Source organism: Acidihalobacter sp. (assembly GCF_037381185.1).
GTDB lineage: Bacteria > Pseudomonadota > Gammaproteobacteria > DSM-5130 > Acidihalobacteraceae > Acidihalobacter_A.
On sequence record NZ_JARRQY010000021.1, the window covers coordinates 24,931 to 45,613 of the forward strand.

The window sequence follows — 20,683 nt, forward strand, 5'->3', positions numbered from 1 at the left end:
TCGCCGCTCATTGCAGCGTTCTTCTCGGCGCCGTCCAAGCAGCGCTAGGCGTGCGTTTCCTGCAGGTGCTTGGTCAGACGGTCTAGCTTCTCCAGATCGCGCTGCACGCCCGTGGTTTCGCGGATGCGATGCAGGATGGCGCGCTTCTGCTCGACGAAGTCGGTCGACAGCTTCAATTCCTGATCCCGCTCCAACGGCGGCGGCAGGTCGATCTCGTGGATCGAATCGACGTGCCCGGGATTCGGCGCCAGCACCACCACGCGGTCGGCCAGATAGATCGCCTCTTCCACATCGTGAGTGACGAACACGATGGTGCATTTCTCGATTTCGAAGACGTGCAGAATGAGGTCGTGCATGACCTCGCGGGTCTGCGCGTCCAGCGCGCCGAACGGCTCGTCCATCAACAGTACGTCCGGGCGCGACATCAGCGCGCGGGCGATCGCCACGCGCTGGCGCATGCCGCCGGAAAGCTCATTGGGATGCGCGTCCTTGACCGCCTCCAGTCCCATCAGCTCCAGCAGCGCATACGAACGATCGACGGCAGTAGCCGAATCGGAAATGGTGTTGATGCGCGTATGCGCAGCTAGTTCGCGGCAGAAGCGGATGTTCTCGATCACGCTGAGCCAGGGATACAGACTGTAGTCCTGGAACACCATGACGCGATCCTTGCCGGGTCCGAACACCGGCTCACCGTCGACCAGCACCTGACCGGAACTCGGGTGCTCCAGCCCGCCGATGATGCGCAACAGCGTCGACTTGCCGCAGCCGGAGGCGCCGACCAGCGCCAGGAACTCGTTGCGGCGCACATCGATGTTGATGTCCTGCAGCGCGGCAAATTCGCGCCCCTTGGTGAAAAAGACCTTCTCCAGATCGCGGACGGCTATCTTGGGCGTCTCCATTGCAGCCTCCTCAACGCTTGTGCAGCCAGGGGAAAGCCCGGCGATGGAACAGTCGGAACAGCTGGTCCATGAGCAGCCCGATCGCGCCGATCACCAGAATTCCCCCGAAGATCTTGCCGGTCTGCAGGAAACGCTGTGCCTGCAGGATGGCGTAACCCAGACCCGAATTGGCGGCCACCATCTCGGCCACCACCAGATAGGTCCAGGCCCAGCCGAGCGTGATGCGCAGCGTGTCGACGATGTCCGGCAGCGCCGACTTCAGGATCACCTTGGAAACGATCTCGCGCCGGCTCGCGCCCATGGTCTGCGCAGCCTCGATCTGCGCCGCCGGCACGTGGCGCACGTTCTCCGACACCATCAGCACCATCTGGAAAAAGGTGCCGATCCAGATCACCGTGATCTTGGCCCCCTCGCCGATGCCCACCCACAGCAGCACCAGCGGCACGAAGGCGACCGCCGGCAGATAGCGGGCGAATTCCACCATCGGTTCGAAGAAGGCCTGCACCGGGCGATAGGTGCCGATGTACAGACCCAGCGGCACCGCCATCAGCGCCGAAAGCAGAAAACCTGCAGTGACGCGGAATACGCTGATCTGCGTATCGGCCAGGAGATTGCCGTCGGCATACCAGTGGCCGAGCCGCTCGGCGATGTCCAACGGCGTGGGCAGGAACAACCGGGGTACCAGTCCGCTGACGGAAAGCCCCCACCAACCGAGCATGGCCAGCATGAAGCTGCCGAAGGCGATGAGTAGATAATCGCGCCGGCTGAGTTCGCCGCGAATGGCCCAAAATCGACCCACTCTCGCCTTCTTCGCACCCGTTTCACTGTTTCTCTTGCCCGCGCCGGACATGTTGGGTCCCATGCCGATGCGGCTAATGCCGGAATCCGGGGAAGCAGCCATGAATCACCTCTCTGCCGGTTGATGGGGGGGCTGGCGTTACTTGGCCGCCTGTTTCGCGAAGCTCGAATCGATGAAGGCATTGGGATTCGGAATCTTATCGATCGCACCGGCCTTGATCAGGAACTTGCCGGTGTTCTCGGTGCTGTTGAACAGCGACACCGGGCTGGAGCCAGGCTGCATCGCCTCGAGATTGAGCTTCTCCCCGAACAACCGGGTGCCGGCCAGCGACTGGGCGTACTCCTTGGGATCCAGGCCGACATGCGGCGCCATGATCTCGGCCGCAGCCTGCGGGTTCTCGCGCACGAAGCGCACCACCGCGTACCAGGCCTTGACCAGGCCCTCGAAATCCTTGGCCTTGGATTTGAGCGAGGACTCGCGCGCAGCGACGATATCGGGAATCAGGCCGGGCGCATCCTTGCTGGTAAACAAAGGATGTCCTTTGCCGCTGTTCTGGATGCGGTTGATCCACGGATTCCACACGCCGGCCGCATCGATGCGCCCGGAGATGAGCGCCGCGGCGGCATCGCCGGTACTCATGTTGACGATCTTGACGTCGCTGGGCTTGATGCCGTTGCGCGCCATCGCGGTGTCGGCCAGGTAGTTCTCGATCGAATACTGCTCGAGCCCCAGCGTCTTGCCCTTCAGGTCGGCGAAACTCTTGATCGAGTTGTTCACCATCAACGCGTCGTTGCCGGCCGAATTATCGGTGACCAGCACGACCTTGATCGGCACGCCCTTCTCGATCGGTGCCAGACTGTCGATCAGCGCCTGGCTGTTGGCATCGAGCTGACCGGCCGACAAGGCACTGACCGAATCGATATAGGACGGGAACCACACCAGCTTGACGTCGGCCCCGTACTTCTTGAAGTAGCCCTTCTCCTTGGCTATGTACCACGCCACCCAGCCGGGCCAGTCGCTGATACCCAGCGTGATCTGCGCCCGAGCTGCCGGCATCCACGCCGTGCTCGCTGCGAGGACTACCCCCAGCGCAAGAATTGCCTGTTTGATGCGTCGCATAATCCCACCTCCACGTGTCGAAAGAGCAATCGATCGCCCAAAGAAAAAGCCCGGGGGCAAATACTTTCGTATTCAACCTCCCGGGCTTTTATCCCGCCGTGTAGCCCCGCATGCGGAGCCGGAGACTCTCGGTCCAGACCTCGCCTGCATGCGAGCGGAACCCTAGTCGCCTTTGCAAATTGTCTGGACCTATGTCACATCGAATACGCAAGCCATCCCAAATTCACTTCCCGTATGAAAGGCAAAAAGTGGGCCAATTTTGTAGGCCGCGTACTGACAGGGAATATCCGCCCAAACCAGCCCAAACATACGCATAAAATCAGTGCGCGATCGCGGAGAGCGCCACAAGAACGTGCGCCCGAAAACCCTTAGTCGACATCGCATGCACGCAGCATCCCGCAGCAGCCGCTAATGATCCACATTGAATACAGGCGTGGACCATATCGTGGTAAGTGGATAGCCACCCGCCCCCTGTACGCAGCGCCCAGGCACGCGCTACGAACATAACGATCACGGAGAATCCCGACATGTTCCGCTTGTCTATCAAACGCACCACGACCCATGGTTCGGCCGAATTGACCGGGCGCCAGATGGAGCCGTACCGCTCGGTTTTCGCCCAGACCGTGAACCTGCTCGGCAAGCTCGGCATCGAGGTGTCCGACATCACCGGGGCCATGTCGACGAAGTCAGTACCCGTGTCAACTTCGCCGCCGCCACCGACAGCAGCGGCTACATCGGCACGCACACCCTGCTGTACTCGCAGCCGCAGCGCCCCGGCGATCCGGTCTGGAACCGCGCCCACTGTCGTAGTCGCACCATTTTCAACGACCGCACCGGACTGAACGCCTCGCTCAACACCAAACCGGTGCTGGTACAGGCCTACCGCCGCGACATGAGCGGCGACAAGTTCGCTTTGATGAAGGATTCTTCCGCCCCCATCGTCGTCAACGGACGGCACTGGGGCGGACTGCGCATGGCCTACCGCCCGCCCGTGGCATAGCACCGAAGCGAGCGGCGACATTTAGGAAACCTAGAAGACAGCCCATATACCGCAGGCGCGGCAAGCGGGTACGCGGCGCACTCACACTTCCTCGCACAATACCGCTTCGTTCCGCGGCGCGGGCACCGGGGCTCGCCGCCACCTGCCGTACAGGTTGTTGGCCAGCAGGGCCGCGATCACCAACGCCGCTCCCAGCACCTCGGCACGACCGAACGCGTGGCCCTGGACGACGCCGATCAGAAAGGCGACGACCGGCACCAGGTTGATGAACAGCACGCCGTTGACCGGTCCGACGGCCTTGATGCCGGTGTTCCAGCTCAGCACCGCCACCACCGCTCCCAGCACCACCAGGTAGGTGAATTCCCAGCCCAGACCGGCGACCGTGGCCAGGGCGGGCAATCGGACCGCACCGACCAGCACCGAAACGCCCAGCACCGCCATGATCGACAACGTCCCAAGAGCGCCGCTCAGGCCGGTATAGCGCAGCGGACTCCAGTGCGGAAAATCCGCCGCCCCCAGCGTATAGGTCACCCAGCACAGCGCCGCGGCCAGCATCAGCAGATCGCCGACGGCCGCACCGTCCTGCCAGGCACGCTCGGGATGACCGTTGGTCACCACCAGGAACACGCCGGCGAACGCCACCGCTACGCTGGCCAGGGTGAAGACCGCAGGCCGCTGACCGTTGCGTAGCCAGTTCATCAGCACCGCAATCATCGGCTGCATCGCCATGATCACCGCCGCATGTTCGGCCGTGGAATATGCCAGGCCGATGTAGGCCAGAATGTTGAAGCCGGCGAAACCGACGGTGCCGTAGACCAACAGCCGACGTACCCTGCCTTCGGTGGCCAACGCCGCCCTCCCCTCGACCGCAGCCAGCACGGCCAGCAGCATCAGCGAACCGAAGCCGTAACGAATCGCCGTGGTGGTCACTGCGTCCACGCTGTGCAGCACCACCTTGGCAACCGGGAACATACCGCCCCAGATCAAGCCCGCCAGTACCAGCAAGACCCAGCTCATGCGATTGGTTTGCTGTCCCATCACGTACTCCTCATGTCCCGCAGAAAGTGAGGAGCAGTTTAAATTTTTCTCGCTTATTGATAATCCACCCATTTCGAATGAAACTATTTCCAAATTCACACTAATCAGGCGATCGACATGCAGTCACTGATAGCGATGGCGGCGTTCGCCCGGGTAGTGGAAGCCGGCAGTTTCACCGCAGCGGCAAGAGATCTCGGTATCTCGACTCCTGTCCTGAGCAAGCGGATCGCCGCGCTGGAGCGGGGCCTGGGTGCCCAGTTGCTGCACCGCACGACCCGCAAGCTGAGCCTGACCGAAGCCGGCTCCGCGTTTTACGAACACTGCGCGCGCGTGGTGGAGGAAGCCGGCAAGGCCGAGGAGAGCGTGGCACGACTGAGCGAAGCACCGCGCGGCCTGCTGCGCACCACCGCACCGGTTGCCTTCGGCTCCAGCCATGTCGCCCCGGCCGTCCCGGAATTCCTTGAACGCTATCCGGAAGTGCAGGTCGATCTGGAACTGAACGATCGTGTCGCCGATCTCGCCGCGGAGGGATTCGACCTCGCCATACGCCTGACCGGAAACCCCCAGCAGAATCTGGTCGCACGACGCCTGACCACGACCCGCAAGCTCGTGTGCGCCGCCCCCGCCTACTGGCGTCGGCACGGCAAGCCGCGTACGCCGGCCGAACTCGCACACCACAACTGCGTTCTCTACGGCACCGCTCCCAGTGCAGGCGAATGGTTTTTCAACGGCCCGGCCGGAGAGGAACGGGTACGCGTCGGCGGCAACTTCCGCGTCAACGGTTCCGACGCACTACGCGAAGCCGCTTTGGGCGGGCTCGGCGTGATCCGCCTGACCTCGATCACCGTCGACCGCGAACTGGCCTCGGGACGCCTGGAAACCGCGCTGGACGAATACGCACCGCCGGACACTGACATCTACGCCATGTACCTGCCGAACCGTTACCTATCCAAGAAGACCCGCGTGTTCATCGACTTTCTGAGCGAACGCTATTCCGCACCCGACTGAACCTCACTCCTTGCCCCAAACGAAGGCCAGCGCATCGAGAAAGCCGAACAAGCGCAGTTTGAGCACATCGAACCAGCCAATCTCCATTTGGGAATTTCGCGCAACCCGCGCGCCCAGACAAAAGCCAAACACCACTTTGCCCGCCTAGATGGCCTGACGGATGAAACGCTTTTCCGCGATCAGCCACGGATACGCATCCTCCTCGTAGATATTCATCGGCCCGCCCATACCTCTATCACGCCCCCCGCCGCCGCAGGCACGTGCCGCAGGTAGTGGATTCTCATGTTCACCACCCTTTGCCTCTACCGGTACGGACCGGCTGAAAGAGTACATGTCCAGGGCCTGTTCGATAGTACTGGTCGACCGCTATCGAATTCGATTTCACCGACTCGTAACTTGACGATCGGCCGACAGTAAGCATACTTGTCAGCAGACACCCGGCGCTAAGGTCGGGCTTAGACTCCGTCAGCATTCCCCGAGGCAACCCGCCTCTCCCCGACGCTCAGAAGTCCGCTCATCATTCCGCCGCCATCGTTCGACAACCGGCGTTCGACCACGTTCGCAAGCCATGAGGTGAAACATGGAATACCGTCTACTGGGCCATACCGGCCTGAAAGTATCGGCCCTCTGCCTGGGCACGATGACTTTCGGCTCGCGCTTTCTCAACATCGCCACCGTTCCCCAGTCCGAGGCAGACGACATGGTACGCCGCGCCTGGGACGCGGGAATCAACTTCTTCGACACGGCCGACGTCTACTCGCGCGGCGAATCCGAGGAAATCCTCGGCAAGGCCCTGAAGAACGCCGGCATCGACCGTGACGAGGCGATTGTCGCCACCAAGGTGCGCGGCAGCATGAGCGACACCGATCCCAACGCGGTCGGCCTGTCGCGCAAGCACATCATGGCCGCCTGCGACGCCAGCCTGCGCCGGCTCGGCACCGATCACATCGACCTGTACCAGGTACACGGCTGGGACTGCATCACGCCCATGGACGAAACCCTGCGCGCTCTGGACGACCTGGTGTGCACCGGCAAGGTCCGCTATCTCGGCTGCTCCAACTGGCCTGCGCGCCACATCGCCCGCGCACAGGCGCTGGCCGAATGCGGCCAGTGGCCGGGCTTTGCCTCCCTGCAGGCCTATTATTCCCTGGCCGGGCGCGACCTGGAGCACGAACTGCTGCCGCTGTGCCGCGAACAGGACATGGCCGTGCTGCCCTGGTCGCCGCTGTCCGGCGGCTTCCTGACCGGCAAGTTTCGACGTGACGCCGCGGCCCCTGCCGATGCGCGCAGGGCGGACTTTGACTTCCCTCCCGTCGACCGAGAGCGCGGCTACGACGCCATCGATGCGGCCGAGGCCATCGGCAAGCAGACCGGCGCCAGCATCGCCCAGGTGTCGCTGGCCTGGCTACTGGCCCAAACCGGCGTGACCTCGGTGATCATCGGCGCCAAGCGCAAGAATCAGCTAGAGGACAACCTGCGCGCCGCGGACATCGCCCTGAGCGGCGAGCAGATCGAACGCCTGTCGCAGACCACGGCTCCGCCCACACTCTATCCACAGTGGATGGTGGAACGTCAGAACAGCAATCGTTAACAGGCCCACCTACAGCCGGATCAGTTCCTGATCGACGAGGCGCCCGCAACGGCGCATCGCCGGAAGCAGCTCTCGGTCCGCGTAGGTACAACCGGTGACGCCCGGATCCGGCTGCTCGGTCTTGTCGCTCAGTTCCGGGGCATGTCCCATGCCCCGGTCGAGTGCCTCCAGCAGCGCTGCGTAGCCCGGCTGCCAGGCCGTTGCCGTCGGAAAGTTCTGCCTCAGCCCACGCAGAATGGACATTCCCGCATAGTCGAGATCGCCCCAGAACCACACCGGCAGGTCCACGCCCGATTCGCCGAACCACCACGACTCGAACCACCCGGCCGGCCGGTCGCCGCCCGCGGCGTGATAATGCAGCGCGGCCCCGCCCCGGGTTCTGATCCGCTCTGCCCCACCACGAAAACCCGCCGCGTAGACGATCGCCAGCGTATCGATCGGCGACGACGCATTCACGATCAGTTGGATGTAGCTGTCGAGGTTTTCGACGAACAGGACGCCCGCGCACTCGCTCGGCAGCCGAACCTGCACCATCACCGGCCGCGGCGCGATCCGCAGCTGCGGGAACAGCTCGCGCAGCAGGGCCTCCCGCCCGTCCAGAAACTTGGAGTGCCCGCGGAAGCAGCGCGCACTCAGCTGGCGCAGGGTCAGCTCCTCATGCACGTGCTCCGCCACCTGCGCGAAGGCTGCGACGACCTCGCTGGCCGAGCTGTCCCCGAGATGGATGGCCCGCCTTCGGAGCACTTCGCCGCCGTTGGCGAAAAGCGGCGCATGCGCCTCGATCGCCTGCAGCCATTCGTCGCGATAGGACGCGGTGCGCGGCTGCCCGAGCCAGGCGCGACAGACAGCTTCACCGCCTTCGAGCAACTTCAGGGACGCGCCAACGTATTCCGCGTCATAGAAGAAACGCTTCCGGTTCAAACGAATCTCGAACAGCCCGCCCTCGAGGCTGCGCAGCAGCGCCCAGCTGCGGTCCGCCGCCGCGTCGTGTCTGAACAGCCCGGGTGCGGTCTTCTCGCTGAGCCGGATGCTGGGCTCTCGCCGACGCTCCTCCGCGGGCGCCCTGTTCAGCCGATCGAGGAACAGGCCGAGTATTCCGACGATCTCCGGCTCGTCGTCCAGCCATTGCGGACGCTCGAGTGCGGGACCGGAACTGGAATGCCCGGAATCCATCAGTCCGGCGCGAACTCGGCCATGAAGTCGAGTTCGGCCTGCTGGTAGACCGAACGCCGGTGCGTATTCCACAACTCCCTGATCCGCTCCCGGTTGCACTGCTTGCGGTCGACCAGCACGCGGGTCGAAAGCTCGCCGCGGGAAGCCTCGCTCGGCACCTTGGCGAAGACGAACTCGTTGCTGATCAGGTCCATGTACGGCCCGCATTTGCTGGTCGGCATGATGAAGATCAACTGCAGGCCGAGCGAACGCGTGAGGTATTCGATGACCTCGCGCGAGCGCGATTCGTCCATCTTCGAAAACGCCTCGTCCACCAGCACCATGCGCAGGTGGGACTTGCCCTCGGCGAAGCGGAACGCCGAGGTGATGGCCGCGGAGCGGATGATGTAGGCGGGCGTTTCCAGCTGCCCGCCCGAACCGGTACCGTACTCGCTCAGCGGAATCGGCTCCTTGCCCTCCACTTCCTTGTAGATCTCGTAGCGGCGGTAGTTGCGGTAGTCGGCGATGCGCTCCAGATCGCGCATGGCGCGCGCCTCGTCCTCGTCGAGCAGCATGCCCATGAGTTCTTCGCGGACCTTGCGCGAACGCTGGCTCAGCTCGGCGTCGAACAGCGACACCTCGTCGCCCAGCCCGGGCGTCTTCACCACCTCGTTGAAGAAACGTTCGTAGTCGCGGTATTCGGCCACCCATTCGCTGTCGAAGCGGAAGGTCTCCCGGTCGGCGCCGAAGCGGTGATGCTGCAGCTCCTTGTTCAGCAGCTCGATCTGGCGCTTGCCGTCTCCCAGCGCCTGGTAGATCGCGTGGCACAGATGCGACACGAACGCGTTGTTGAACGTCTCCTTGAGATCGCTCAGCTGCCCATGTTTCTCGACCAGCACGTTGTTCTTGATGACGTTGTGCACGCGGTCCAGATCGCGCCGCAGATCGCAGATCGCGCGGAACAACTCCTCCCCATAGTCGCCGCCGAATGGCGCGTAGACGATCCGGTCCACGCTCCGGCAGTTCTGGTTGTGTGCGAGGATGTCCGTCTGCACATGGCGTTCGGCGGTACGCAGGGACGATTCGACTACCCCGCGCTGCTCTTTGGCGAATTCGACGTTCAGGCTCTTCGCCTCCCGGTCGGCCTCGTCCAGCCGCGCCTCGACGTCGAAATCGGGCCATATCGCGGTGATCGCGGACAGTGCGGCCTCGTGGCGCTCGACCTTCTCGCGGTTGCCCTCCTGCAGCGCGCTCAAGGCCTTCAACTGTTTCTCGATATCCTCCAGTTCCTTGGCGAACTTGCCCTTGTCCTGCAGCAGCCGTTCCTTGTCGGCGTCCAGCGCCGCGCTCTTCTCCTGCAACTCCGCCAGGCGCTGCTCCATGTCCGCGTGCTCGGAAAGGTCCAGTTGCCCCAGCAGCGCGGAGTTTTCCTCGAGCCGGCCATGCAGGGCCATGACCTCGCGCAGCGCCTCCGCGTAGGACGAGGGCTGCAGGGCGTCCACCGCCCGCAGTAGCGCCTCGCTGCGCTGCAGCCGGTCGTTGGCGCCGTTCCACTCCAGTTCGATGGCTTCGAGTTCAGCCTGCTTGGCGGCCAGTGCCCGCTCGCGCGCTGCGGCGCCGAACACCAGTTCGCCATCGGGCAGGTCGCAGCGCCACATGCTGTAGTTACCGGAGCCCATGCCGTCGTCGGTCACGCCGCGGCGCGTCCGGCGCAGCTCCTCGGCCGACGCCACGCGCAGCACGCTGCCGTAGCTCGCCACCATGTAGGCCCTCGCGACCGCGTGCGTGAACTCCAGCACGTGAACGATCGAGTCCTCGTTGGCCGGCGCCCGGGCGGCGTCCTCCAGGGCCTTGCCGCCCTGGATCACCCGCGCGCGGTTGTCCCTGCCGGGCAGGCCGCGGACGATGCGGATCGCCTCGGCCTCGTAATCCTCGGCGACGATGATGGAAAAACGCGCGCCGCCGATGTAGCCCTCGATCGCCGACTGCCAGCGCGGGTCTCTGACCTCCACGTGATCGCACAGCACGCACGGCTCGGCCTGCGGGCACTGTTGGCGGATCGCCTTGAGCGCCCGGTCCACATGGGGCGGATAGGTCACCTGGTCGGTGCCGAGCCGCGCGATCTCGCGCTGCTTCTCCTCGCGCTGACCCACCAGTTTGGCGTACTGCGCCTTGTATCCGTGGACCTGCTCGCCCAGACGGTCACGCAGGCTGCCCTGCGCGCCCCTGTCGAGCCAGAAACCGTGCCAGCGATTGTGCACCGCCTGTACGTCGAGAACGTCGTCGAAGCGGCCTTCGACAGCCGACACGGCGCCGAGAATGTCCCGCTGCAGCAGGTTGTGCAGATCTGGCAGGACGTTCTCGACGGAGTCGATCACCGCCCGCGCCAGCACCTGGCCATCGAGCCCCGCCACGGACTGCAGCGCCTCGGCGGCGCCCTGTTCGGCGAGCGAGCGCGCAATTTCGCGAGTCGCCTGGACGTTCGCGGTCAGGATCTGGTCCTGCCCGATCACCACCTTGACGCCATCGACCAGCTCGGCGTTGAGTTCCCCGGCCCGCTGTTCGAGTTCGTCCTTCTGGCGCAATGCGTCGATGCCCTGGCGCCGCGCCTCCAGGCTGATCATCTGCTGCTGCAGGGCCCGGCTCTGCTCGCCGGCGGCGGCGATCTGCTTGTCCGCCTCCGCCAGCGCCGCCCGCGTGTCCTGCTGCTGCGTCTTGCCCTGCAGATAGTCGCGCTGCCGAGTCTCATACTCGGCCTGCACCAGCGTGTAATCGAGCAGGTTGAGTTCGATCCAGCTGTCGATATAGCTCTGCGCATGCCGCTTGGCGCGATCCAGCGTCTCGATCGACGCCACCAGCTGCGCGGCGTCGCGCTCCATCGCGTGAATGGTCTTGAGCTGGGCGGAGACCGAGCGGATCGCCTCGCCCAGATCCTTCTGTTCGAGAATCTCGTCGGCCACGAAGCGGTTGATGCTCTTGACCGGCTTATAGGCCATAAAGCGCGAGAACGCCTTCGCAGCGGCCATGGCCTCCTGGTCCGGCACCGACTCGCTCTTACCGCGCAGCGCGCCGTAGAGCCGCCGCAGATAGGCCTTCTTGGTGTCGTAGCGCTCGATGCGCCGCTTTCCGAACTCCTCGATCAGCGAGGTCTGCAGATCGGGCAGCGCGACGACGTGCCGCTCGCCGTCGCGTTCGCGCACGAAATGGCCCTGCTCCAGCCCCACGCCCGGCGCGACGTAGAAGTGCGCGTCGTCCTGGCGCGCCACCGTGTTGCTGCCCGCGCGGTCCAGCCACGCGCGCACGGCGACGATCGCCGTGAACGGCTCGCCGGGTTCGTCGCCGTGCGGATGGAACACCGCCGCCAGATAGCCGTCCGTCGGGTCCAGGCGCGCGTAGCTGCCGTCGTCGCAGCCCAGCACATAGGAGGAGAGCGTGCGGAAGCGCTTGCCGCCGCGGCCGCGCTGCGTGCTCTCCTCCTGCCCCGGATTGAACTGGAACAGATTCTCGTGCGCAGCCGTCATGATGGTCTGCAGCGCGTCGCCGGCGGTGGTCTTGCCCGAGCCGTTGCCGCCTGAAAACAGGTTGACCGGGCCAAACTCGAACTCGATGCTGGGGATGTTCCCCCAGTTGACGAACACGAAGCGCTTAAGAAACATCCGCGTCCTCCGCCTCGGCATCCGCGGGCAGCGCCTCGCTCATGGCGCTCAGGGCGTCATCGGTCACGAACGCCGCAATCATAGGATGGATTCTCACGCCCATGTCGCCCGCCTCCAGGTCTTCCTCCTGCCGGTACTGGATCAGGCGCAGCTTGCGCAGGCGCTCGAACACGCGCTTGCGGTCGGTCAGCTTCTCCGGCAGGGAGCGCCCGAGCTGGTTGCGCATGGCGATGCCGACCGCCTCGATCGATTCGGTGACGAAGCCCGCCTCGTCCATCTGCCCTTCGCGCAGCGCCTTGTCGTACTGCAGCCGCAGAACCAGCAGCAGCGCGACTTCGTCCTGGCGCAGACGCGCCCGCAGGCCGCCGGCAAAGGCACCCTCGCCGGCGTCTTCCATGCCCGGCATCTGCGCCCCCGGCGGATAGAGCCGCAGGTAGGCGAAACGCCGCTCGTGGAAGACCTGGACGCCGACCACGCTCAGATACTCGTCGACCAGCTCGGACACGCGCACGTAGCGGTCGTACAGCTGCTGCTCGGTCTGGTTTTCGTCGCGGCACAACACACCGTAGTTGAGCAGCCGCAGGCACAGTTCGCGGAATTCCTCCAGCGCCACACCGGCCTTCTCGAGCCGCTCGCAGAGATAGTCATTCAGCATCGTCTTGCAGGGTCACCAGTTCAATCGTGAATTCGTCGGCCATGTCGAAATAGTCGGTTCTGACGCGTTGGCCGGTCGGAGTGATCTTGAGCGCGAACTCGCTGGACGCCAAGGAGCCGACCTCGATGGCGTGGGCGCTCATCAGCAGCTCCCGCGCATCACGCACCGGCAGGTTCTGGCTGTGGATGCGGTGGCCCGTGCCGAGCGCGGCGGCCACGTAGTCGCGCTGCGCCTTGCTGTTGAAGGCGAACGCGAGATCGACCGCGGACTGGATGAACAGCTGCCGCCGCGCCTCGCGGTCGTGCTCCCGATGCGCCTCGACCACGGTGTTCACGACGCGCGGCTTCCTGCCCGCGTGCAGGCGCAGCGCGCCGCCGTCGGCCAGGCCGATGGACAGCGTGGCCAGCGCCTTGCCGGTGCACTCCAATGCCTGGTCCTGCTGCTGCGGCGAAGCCTGCCGGAAACGCTCCATGGCCTGCTGCAGCCGGTTCTGCACGCCGCCGCCGGCGTAGCTCAGCTGACGCATGATGATGTCCGCGCGCCGCGTGAAGCCGTTCAGCGCGCGGCGCAGCGCCGGCAGCATGACCGCCGAGGCGTTGTGCATGCGCGCCTCGATCCCGTCCAAGATGGTGTACAACACGGACTGACCGGGATCTGTGACCAGCTCCGGCGCGGCCCGCCGCAGCTCGCGTTCGGCCTGGGCCTTGAACTCGCGGCGCTTGCGCTTGACCCGCTCCAGCAGCTCGACGATCTCGTCGCGGTATTTCTCCACCGAGTCGGCCGACAGCCGGATCGCCAGATCGGGCACGAAGCGCTTTTCCATGAAATCGAAGAACTCGTCCGTGGCGCGCTGCACGACCTGCTGCGACTCGACTTCCCGCACCAGCTGGCGCCGGCGTTCGTCCAGCTCCGAAATCACGTCGGAGAAATCCGACACGATGCGCTCCGAATACTCGTAGGCGTCGAGCAGGTCGTAGACCTCGCCCTTGTCCAGGAACGACTTCAGCGCGTTGCGGGTGTTGCGGGTGTTTCTGTGGCGCGTGCGGAAGCGTCCGCCGGCGGCGTCCACCATCGGCTGCGTGAACAGGCGCCCGTGGCGGGTGAAGGCGTAGGTCGCGTGCAGCGTGGCCTCGTCGATCTGGCGCTCCAGCCAGCCGTGCTCCAGCAGCAGGTTGAGCACCCAGTTCGCCTGCTCCCGCTGCGAGCGGGAGCCAGCCGCGTACTCGTCCCCCTCCTCTTCCTCGAACACCGGACTGCGCGCGATCGCCTCCTCCATGAGTTCGATCACCTGCTCGCGCTCGAAGCTGCGGCTGTAGTCGGCGAAAGCGCCGTACAGGCGTTCGTAGAACGTACTCAGGCAGTAGGCGACCTGCCCCCGGTACTTGCCGTTCAGCGGACGGAAGAAATGTTCACGGCCTTCATCGAACAACATCGCGAACGTCCTCATGCACGCGCGGCATCTTCACCGCCGTGCAGCCCAGCCCGCCGGCTCCCCACAGGCCGGACGCGCGCGCCACGCACGCGGAAGAATGCCGCCTGCGCTCGTTGCTCGTGGTGCCCGGGGCGGGAATCGAACCCGCATGGCCTCACGGCCGAGGGATTTTAAGTCCCTTGCGTCTACCAATTTCGCCACCCGGGCAGAGACATGAAATACAAGAACGCTGGTGATGGATCACCGCGCACGACGGAACACACACCTGCGAAGGCTGGCAAATTATCCCATAGCATCCAAGATGACAACCGACCTCGGCACTGTGACGAATTCCAGCGAAAGCGCTATCCTTGGCAACCTCGTGACCCGAATCCCTTTCATCGCCGGACTGTGCCTCTCGGCAACGGTCATCCTCGCTGCGCTCTACGGCATTGCCCCAGCCCATGTGCCGAAACTGCTGGTGGCCGCACCGGCCTGGCTGGCCGCGGCATTGCTATGGATGCGCGCCGCGCCGCGCACGCGCAAGCAGGCCGGCGCGCTGGGAGGCATCGGCCTCGCCGGCCTCGCCTGGGGCGCAACGCATGCCGGCCGCATCGACCCGCAGCTGATCTTCGGCAGCAACGCGCTGCTCATCGCCATGCTGGCCGCGGTCAGCTTCCTGCGCCTGATCACCCGCCCCACCGGACAGGGCGTCGAGCACATCGCGCACGGGCGCAAGGCGCTGTGGAGCACGCTGCTAGGCGTGCACCTGTTCGGCGCCGTCATCAACCTGTCCGTCGTGTTCATCATGGGCGACCGCCTGTCCGCCTACCGCGACCTGAACGCCCGGCAGGTCAGCGTGCTCACCCGCGGCTTCTCGGCAGCGGCGTTCTGGTCGCCGTTCTTCGCCGCCATGGCCGCGGCCCTGACCTATGCACCGGGGGCGCAGCTACCGCAGCTGATGCTACTCGGCATCCCGCTGGCAGCGCTGGGGCTGGCGATCACGGCGCTGCGCAAGACCGACGCAGACGCCGACTTCGAAGGCTACCCCATGCACTACGGCACCCTGTGGCTGCCCGGCACGCTGGCCGTCCTCGTCCTGGCCCTGCACGAGACGTTTCCGCACTGGCCGATCCTGGCCATCATCTGCATGCTCGCGCCGGCGGTCACGTTGACCTTTCTGGGCTTCTCCAAACGCAGCGCCGCGGCGCAGCTCGGCACGCATCTGCGCCAGGGCCTTCCAGCGATGGCTAATGAACTGCTGCTGTTCCTGGCCGCCGGGCTCATGGCAGCCGGCGTTGACAGCGCGCTCAGCACCCTGCATGGCTGGCTGCCGTTCACCCACTTCGGCGGCCTGCAGGCCGCGCTCACCCTATTGTTCATGTATCTCGTCGCCCTCGCCGGGGTACACCCCGTGATCGGCATCGCCGTGATCGGCACACTACTCGCACCGCTTCGCCCCAACCCCGACCTGCTGGCGATGACCTTCCTGTGCTCATGGGCGATCAGCGTCGGCACCAGCCCATTTTCCGGCATGAACCTCGCGCTGCAGGGGCGTTATCGAATCCCACCGCTGGACTTCCTGCGCTGGAACGGGCACTACAGCCTGATCATGCTCTGCGCCAGCATGGCGACCCTGGCCGCCTACGGCCACTGGTTCGCCTGAACCGACATCTCGGCTCTCGCCTAATCGCCCCGCCGACTACGGCACGAGACGGCTCCTGGCCAGCCGTCAATCGTAGGGGCCAAACCCGCGTCAACACTGATCTTCCCACTCAAGATCCAGCCGTGCGGCCTTGGATTCGAATCTCGTCAATCCGTCCCCCACATCGGCGCCTGGAACCATTCGAAAACGGACTAGTGACCAGTCGAAGAATTCATTTTCCTTGGCGTATGTGCAGGCATAAATTACCGCCCCCATAACTCAACAATGACTTTGACTGGCGGAAGGAATCGATCATGAACACGCACGGCTGCCGCGACTGCGGCTCCCAGTACAACACGCTGGCCTCCATGCTCGGCACTGCGCTTTATCGCAGCATGAACAGCAGCTCGGAAAATCTTGGACGAGGCGAGGCACAGACCAAGGGTCACGCAAAGAAGCGCCGCAGCTTCCTGCTGGGCTTCAAGACCAAATAAACGCGCAACGAAACAAGTCGCGCTCATGGAAGCCCCAAAGGCTAGGGGCACCTGCCTTTGGGAGACCTCCAACTTCTGCAACAGCGCCCTCGGGATACGCTGAGCGGTGGTTGCGCGCGAGATTCGCCGTGTTGTTCAGGCTCATCCATCTATGAACGCGCCTCTTAGCCTCGCTCTCCCTCGTCGCACCCCGGATCGCAGGAACATGGCCCGGCAACAGCCCAGCCCGCCACCGGACAGACGTACATGGCGATACCACGCCATGCATACCGCAAAGCCCGGCAAGCCTCTCCTACGTTCTATTTCTTGTTCCTAAGAAACCAGAAAGGCCGGGTATCGCCCGGCCTTTCTCTCTTCCGCTGCTGTACAGCATTTCGCGTGCCTACCGGAGCTTGAAACCCAGCCGGAAGCCATGGCGGCTCTTCGAACGCTGCTTTTCCGGCGTCCCGCCTGCCCCAAGAGTATTGACTCCGCTCACACTGCAATACAGCGCGGCTCCAAGAACCGCTGCCAGCGTATTACGTTGAAAACCACCGTTGCGGAAATCCTGCTGAGTGTTCATGATCAACTCCTTACACCAATCTGATTAATAATGAATTATGTAGGTGTAATTTAAGACTGCACACACGCTAAGGAAAATGAATTCTTGGACTACCAAGCAGTCCGTTTTCGAATGCAATTGGGAACGCGCGAGACTGCACTTCGGCGGAAGAACCAGATTGAAGCGCCCCGGCTTTCACGGACAGATCGGAAGCGACGGAAGGACTTTGCGGAGCAGTCCTTGGAAGCCCCCTTCCAGACCGACATTCTGCTGCCAGGGCTCGACATTCAAGATGGGTATCTGACCCCGTTTACTTTGCACCAGTCGCCGCCTGACTCAAAGTCTACCGGAACAAATTCGAGGTGCGAGGGAGCGCCTAGGCCAGTATCCCTAAGACGCTGTCGCTTCCATTCCTGAGGCCCAGTATGCATGGCACTCTCGGTGTCCGGGAAAATTGGGCTGTTCTAGATCATCCAGTCCTATCCAGGCACTCTTGGGCCATTCCTTATCTGGAACAGTACGTTGTTATGAAAATCCAATATCTGGTAGAAAGTCCCAGGGCCCAGGTCATAGACCCATCTATCAACGTAAACCTTGTCTATTCGGCCCACATAGGTTGCACTCATCGGTGGCCCACAATTCAGTTTGACTTCCGTCTCCGTCTGTCCAACCTCCACTATCGTGCCGGACTTACAACTGAATGACGCCATCGAAATCGATGGTAAAGAAAACAGCACCATCAAGCCTGACATTAAAATAGCCTTGCGCATAATTATTCTCCTTCTTACGCGTCATATAAAACTGGAATCAGTTACACCATCATCGCTTCTCAAGCGGCTCTTGTATTCAATTGCCTTGCGCCACTGTGTGGAGGCAGGCCGAACCTGGTGATTAGCGCATCGGGTAATGCAGGGTGATTTGGATCTCCCACCCAGGCGACGTGTCCATCTGGTCGTATCAAAACGGCTGGGGGGCAGCAATATCACCCAAGACAGGAAGCTCCCACACACCCTCATATCGGGCGTCGACTACCCGAACCCAATTTGCCCAAGATGAAATGTCGAAGCCTCCAGGTTCACCGAAATTGAGGAGCACAGGCTTGTGCGTCGTGCAGCAGACTGGATACGCGCGTAGAACGACCGTTCGCGGTGCGGACGTCAAGGTCGGGCACGCGCCGCCCGAGCAACGGGTGCGCCTCGCCAAGATTGTAGTGGATATCGAGACCGGAGAGCATAGCGGCAATGCGTCGACGCGGCTCATCCATCTTCAACAATTCAGTCACGGTATCGCGGAGTGCGCGGTGGCGCTCATCGGGACTGCCGAGCGCGACTTGCGCCATGGTGTTGCGCAACACCAGCGAGCGGGGTCAAGCGAGCGAAGTCTTGCAATTGCGACTCAAACCAGTGAACTGCACGGCTGACCGTCGAGTAGTGCACGCCAAAATGCTCGCCAATCTCCTGCATCGTATACGCGCCGCTCAGAAATGCCCTCGCCATCGCCTCGCGTCGGTCACCGCGCGAGGTCACCTGGTAGAGCCCACCGACAACTCGATGCGTAGGGTCTGAACATACGACAAGCTTCGGCGACTTATGCTTGATTGCAAGACCCCGATGTTCACGCATTGCGGCGCTGCACCGCGATTTTGGTATGGTCGATGTAGTTGCGGCTGCCGCGGGCGAAGGCTTTGATGCCGACCGTGTATTTGCTGCCGGCATTGCGGTAGACGACCCGGGTGAGCTTGACGTTGTAGGTGTGGCTGGTGCCGCTGTAGATGTAATTCTGGGTGTAGCCCGCCACGCTTTGATGGTAGCTGTAGTGGCTGTAGTCCATGGTCAGCGCCCAGTAACCGAAGGGGACGGAGTAGTAGACGGTGTCGCCTTTGTTGCCGTGGTCGCCCGGATCCAGAAACGACACGTTCTGGTTATAGCTGACATAGAACAGATCGTTGAGGGTCAGCGGATTGTCGTAGGACAGTGTGATACCGCCCTGGTAGCGGCCGGTTTCGGCGCCGTCGGCGGTCAGCGTCAGACGGAAGGGGAAACTCTGAGCGTAGTCGATCACGACGTTGGAATATCCCGGTGGCGATCCCCGGGGCGCGGGCGCTATCTTGATGTCGGCCGTGGAAGTGGGCGAACGCCTGAAATTCTCCAGCGCCTGATCAAGGTCGTGGACGTTGAGAAGATCGCCCGAGCGCGAGGGCAGCGTCGTCGACCAGTGCCCTCTGCCATGCCTCGAGTGCATTTCCACGCGCCAGATGCGCCCCGGGATGACGGTCAGCCGCAAGATGCCTTTGGACAGATTCTGCGGCCCTATCATCACCCGGCTGGTGATGTAGCCGGCACCGATCAGCGCGTTCTGCGCCCGCTTTTCCAGCAGTTTGATGCCGTTTACGCCCAGACATTTACCGATCGGGCTATCGTCGTGATCGCGTCCGGCCAGGCTGCCGTACAGCCAGGGAAACGCCTTGTCGCCGATCAAGCGCACCCGGTGGATGGTGAAACAGGGCGATTCCCTCTCGGGCAGGCGCACTTCGGCCCCGGAACGGGCTTGTGGCTGCAGCACGTCGGGATGTTTTACCAGTTGTTGCTGCTGAGCCTGCTGCCGCTGCTGCTGGCGACGCAGTACGGTACCGGAATTGGCCGAGGCCTGATTCAAGGTTTCCGCCCGCACAATTGAAGAATGAAAGCATGCGACGGCGACAAACACCGCAAGCATCAGGCCGTGCAGTCTCGCAGAGCGAACCCGCGCGCCCGCAGCCGTGCAAAGACCTGTCCGACGTTTGTCGCTGTTCTTCGTCTCGCCCGGGACACAGCATGCTGATCGGAACGATCCCGTACCTGCCACGATCGAGCACGCGGCAAGGAATTGAATTATGCCACTAAAAATAGGCTTATTCGAAAGTGCCGAATGCACTTTCGGGAGTGAGGTCTCTACCGAAAAACATGCACAACTTACTGATTAATTATGAAATTATCGCTTTTAAAAATCACGATTGCCCCCATAGTCGCCCCCACGGGACGTTTGCTACCCAGCTTTTGCAACCTCGAATGTCGGGGGTTTGTGTGGTCGGTTTATGGGGTTTCATTTTGCAAAACGTCACGCGGCTGGGTAGCCGATCCTAGATGGCTTTCATGCCTTGGTAGTCTTTGGCTTGCGCGTCACCAACACCTCGACATAACCCACAGGAATGCCCATCGACAAGTCATCGACGGGAATGATGTCAGTTTCAAGACCGGATGCGGCTCGGATGTGGTCGACGATATCTAAGCCCCAATCCATAGTCACAAGCGATCGGCCGTTGCCAATCGGGTTGCCGTGATACACGGGCTCCTCAAGGTACTTAACCCCCTCCCCTTCCCATCTTGCTCTCACGACTGAAGGATTTGAGTTGTTCGGGATAGGTACGGTGAAGATGTGCATCCCACCAGGTGAACCGCCTCGGTTTTCGCGGAGGCTGTTGGGTTTAAGTTAAGCGGCAATGGGGATTGGCTGCCCGAGTTGCCGATAGTAGTTTGCCTCAGCTTCTGCGGGCGGGATATAGCCCAGGGGTTCCATCAGGCGTTGGTTGTTGAACCAGGCCACCCATTCCAAGGTGGCCCACTCGACGGCGTCGACTGATTTCCAGGGGCCACGCCGATGGATCACCTCGGCCTTGTACAGGCCGTTGATCGTCTC

General features: G+C 63.1%; 22 protein-coding genes, 1 tRNA gene and 1 riboswitch. Of the genes, 6 read left to right on the forward strand and 17 right to left on the reverse strand.

Going from position 1 to position 20,683, the window contains the following annotated elements; genetic code table 11:
* Positions 1-44 precede the first annotated feature (44 nt).
* Genes P8014_RS08955 through P8014_RS08965 form a run of 3 tightly spaced genes read right to left on the reverse strand, consistent with a single transcriptional unit; the run spans position 45 to position 2,817 of the window.
* A complete protein-coding gene (locus P8014_RS08955; protein ID WP_337816970.1) occupies positions 45-899 on the reverse strand; it encodes an ABC transporter ATP-binding protein in 855 nt (284 codons plus the stop codon).
* Between the two features lie 10 nt (positions 900-909).
* Complete coding sequence (locus P8014_RS08960) at positions 910-1,800, reverse strand: ABC transporter permease (protein WP_337816971.1); 891 nt, start codon at positions 1,798-1,800, stop codon at positions 910-912.
* A 36-nt stretch (positions 1,801-1,836) separates the two neighbouring features.
* Complete coding sequence (locus P8014_RS08965; RefSeq protein ID WP_337816972.1) at positions 1,837-2,817, reverse strand: ABC transporter substrate-binding protein; 981 nt, start codon at positions 2,815-2,817, stop codon at positions 1,837-1,839.
* 75 nt (positions 2,818-2,892) lie between these two features.
* Positions 2,893-2,994, reverse strand: a riboswitch (guanidine-I (ykkC/yxkD leader).
* Between the two features lie 350 nt (positions 2,995-3,344).
* Here P8014_RS08965 and P8014_RS08970 point away from each other — a divergent pair.
* Both P8014_RS08970 and P8014_RS08975 read left to right on the forward strand, forming a co-directional pair.
* Positions 3,345-3,659, forward strand: a complete 315-nt coding sequence (locus P8014_RS08970; protein ID WP_337816973.1) for a hypothetical protein — start codon at positions 3,345-3,347, stop codon at positions 3,657-3,659.
* A 23-nt stretch (positions 3,660-3,682) separates the two neighbouring features.
* A complete protein-coding gene (locus P8014_RS08975; protein ID WP_337816974.1) occupies positions 3,683-3,817 on the forward strand; it encodes a hypothetical protein in 135 nt (44 codons plus the stop codon).
* 81 nt (positions 3,818-3,898) lie between these two features.
* Here P8014_RS08975 and P8014_RS08980 read toward each other — a convergent pair whose 3' ends face one another.
* The gene (locus P8014_RS08980) at positions 3,899-4,855 is read right to left on the reverse strand and encodes an EamA family transporter (protein WP_337816975.1); all 957 of its coding nucleotides are present in this window, start codon (positions 4,853-4,855) and stop codon (positions 3,899-3,901) included.
* Positions 4,856-4,972: 117 nt separating this feature from the next.
* Here P8014_RS08980 and P8014_RS08985 point away from each other — a divergent pair, with 117 nt between their 5' ends.
* Positions 4,973-5,863: a LysR family transcriptional regulator gene (locus P8014_RS08985; protein WP_337816976.1), complete on the forward strand. Its 891-nt coding sequence runs from the start codon at positions 4,973-4,975 to the stop codon at positions 5,861-5,863.
* 3 nt (positions 5,864-5,866) lie between these two features.
* Here the strand turns inward: P8014_RS08985 and P8014_RS08990 are convergent, their stop codons facing one another.
* Together P8014_RS08990 and P8014_RS08995 are read right to left on the reverse strand one after the other, a co-directional pair.
* Positions 5,867-5,998, reverse strand: coding sequence for a hypothetical protein (locus P8014_RS08990; protein WP_337816977.1), 132 nt, complete (start codon positions 5,996-5,998; stop codon positions 5,867-5,869).
* A 9-nt stretch (positions 5,999-6,007) separates the two neighbouring features.
* Positions 6,008-6,196, reverse strand: a complete 189-nt coding sequence (locus tag P8014_RS08995; protein WP_337816978.1) for a hypothetical protein — start codon at positions 6,194-6,196, stop codon at positions 6,008-6,010.
* A 247-nt stretch (positions 6,197-6,443) separates the two neighbouring features.
* On the opposite strand from P8014_RS08995, the gene P8014_RS09000 reads away from it, so the two are divergent.
* Positions 6,444-7,454, forward strand: a complete 1,011-nt coding sequence (locus P8014_RS09000) for an aldo/keto reductase (RefSeq protein ID WP_337816979.1) — start codon at positions 6,444-6,446, stop codon at positions 7,452-7,454.
* A gap of 9 nt (positions 7,455-7,463) precedes the next feature.
* Here the strand turns inward: P8014_RS09000 and P8014_RS09005 are convergent, their stop codons facing one another.
* From P8014_RS09005 to P8014_RS09025, 5 genes are all read right to left on the reverse strand, one after another.
* The gene (locus P8014_RS09005) at positions 7,464-8,627 is read right to left on the reverse strand and encodes a Wadjet anti-phage system protein JetD domain-containing protein (protein ID WP_337816980.1); all 1,164 of its coding nucleotides are present in this window, start codon (positions 8,625-8,627) and stop codon (positions 7,464-7,466) included.
* Positions 8,627-12,262 (reverse strand): SbcC/MukB-like Walker B domain-containing protein, encoded by a 3,636-nt coding sequence (locus P8014_RS09010; protein WP_337816981.1) that lies wholly within the window; start codon positions 12,260-12,262, stop codon positions 8,627-8,629. Before P8014_RS09010 ends, P8014_RS09005 begins: the two co-directional genes overlap by 1 nt.
* Positions 12,252-12,917 carry a DUF4194 domain-containing protein gene (locus P8014_RS09015; RefSeq protein ID WP_337816982.1) on the reverse strand — a complete coding sequence of 222 codons (666 nt, stop codon included), beginning with the start codon at positions 12,915-12,917 and terminating at the stop codon, positions 12,252-12,254. Before P8014_RS09015 ends, P8014_RS09010 begins: the two co-directional genes overlap by 11 nt.
* Positions 12,907-14,349, reverse strand: a complete 1,443-nt coding sequence (locus tag P8014_RS09020) for a Wadjet anti-phage system protein JetA family protein (protein WP_337816983.1) — start codon at positions 14,347-14,349, stop codon at positions 12,907-12,909. The genes P8014_RS09015 and P8014_RS09020 overlap by 11 nt, the downstream gene beginning before the upstream one ends.
* 120 nt (positions 14,350-14,469) lie before the next feature.
* Positions 14,470-14,556, reverse strand: a tRNA-Leu gene (locus P8014_RS09025).
* A gap of 154 nt (positions 14,557-14,710) precedes the next feature.
* On the opposite strand from P8014_RS09025, the gene P8014_RS09030 reads away from it, so the two are divergent.
* Complete coding sequence (locus P8014_RS09030) at positions 14,711-15,994, forward strand: hypothetical protein (RefSeq protein WP_337816984.1); 1,284 nt, start codon at positions 14,711-14,713, stop codon at positions 15,992-15,994.
* A gap of 293 nt (positions 15,995-16,287) precedes the next feature.
* On the forward strand, positions 16,288-16,467 hold the full coding sequence (locus tag P8014_RS09035) for a hypothetical protein (protein ID WP_337816985.1): 180 nt from the start codon (positions 16,288-16,290) through the stop codon (positions 16,465-16,467).
* A 382-nt stretch (positions 16,468-16,849) separates the two neighbouring features.
* On the opposite strand, the gene P8014_RS09040 is transcribed toward P8014_RS09035, so the two are convergent.
* The 6 genes from P8014_RS09040 to P8014_RS09065 all read right to left on the reverse strand — a co-directional run.
* Positions 16,850-17,029: a hypothetical protein gene (locus tag P8014_RS09040; RefSeq protein WP_337816986.1), complete on the reverse strand. Its 180-nt coding sequence runs from the start codon at positions 17,027-17,029 to the stop codon at positions 16,850-16,852.
* A gap of 1,054 nt (positions 17,030-18,083) precedes the next feature.
* Positions 18,084-18,347, reverse strand: a complete 264-nt coding sequence (locus P8014_RS09045; RefSeq protein WP_337816992.1) for a hypothetical protein — start codon at positions 18,345-18,347, stop codon at positions 18,084-18,086.
* Positions 18,316-18,723 carry a helix-turn-helix domain-containing protein gene (locus tag P8014_RS09050; protein ID WP_337816987.1) on the reverse strand — a complete coding sequence of 136 codons (408 nt, stop codon included), beginning with the start codon at positions 18,721-18,723 and terminating at the stop codon, positions 18,316-18,318. Before P8014_RS09050 ends, P8014_RS09045 begins: the two co-directional genes overlap by 32 nt.
* The gene (locus P8014_RS09055) at positions 18,623-19,663 is read right to left on the reverse strand and encodes a ShlB/FhaC/HecB family hemolysin secretion/activation protein (RefSeq protein WP_337816988.1); all 1,041 of its coding nucleotides are present in this window, start codon (positions 19,661-19,663) and stop codon (positions 18,623-18,625) included. Before P8014_RS09055 ends, P8014_RS09050 begins: the two co-directional genes overlap by 101 nt.
* Before the next feature lie 474 nt (positions 19,664-20,137).
* Positions 20,138-20,332: a hypothetical protein gene (locus P8014_RS09060; RefSeq protein WP_337816989.1), complete on the reverse strand. Its 195-nt coding sequence runs from the start codon at positions 20,330-20,332 to the stop codon at positions 20,138-20,140.
* Between the two features lie 144 nt (positions 20,333-20,476).
* Positions 20,477-20,683, reverse strand: a 207-nt coding sequence (locus tag P8014_RS09065; protein ID WP_337816990.1) for an IS3 family transposase, incomplete at its 5' end; no start/stop codon positions are given.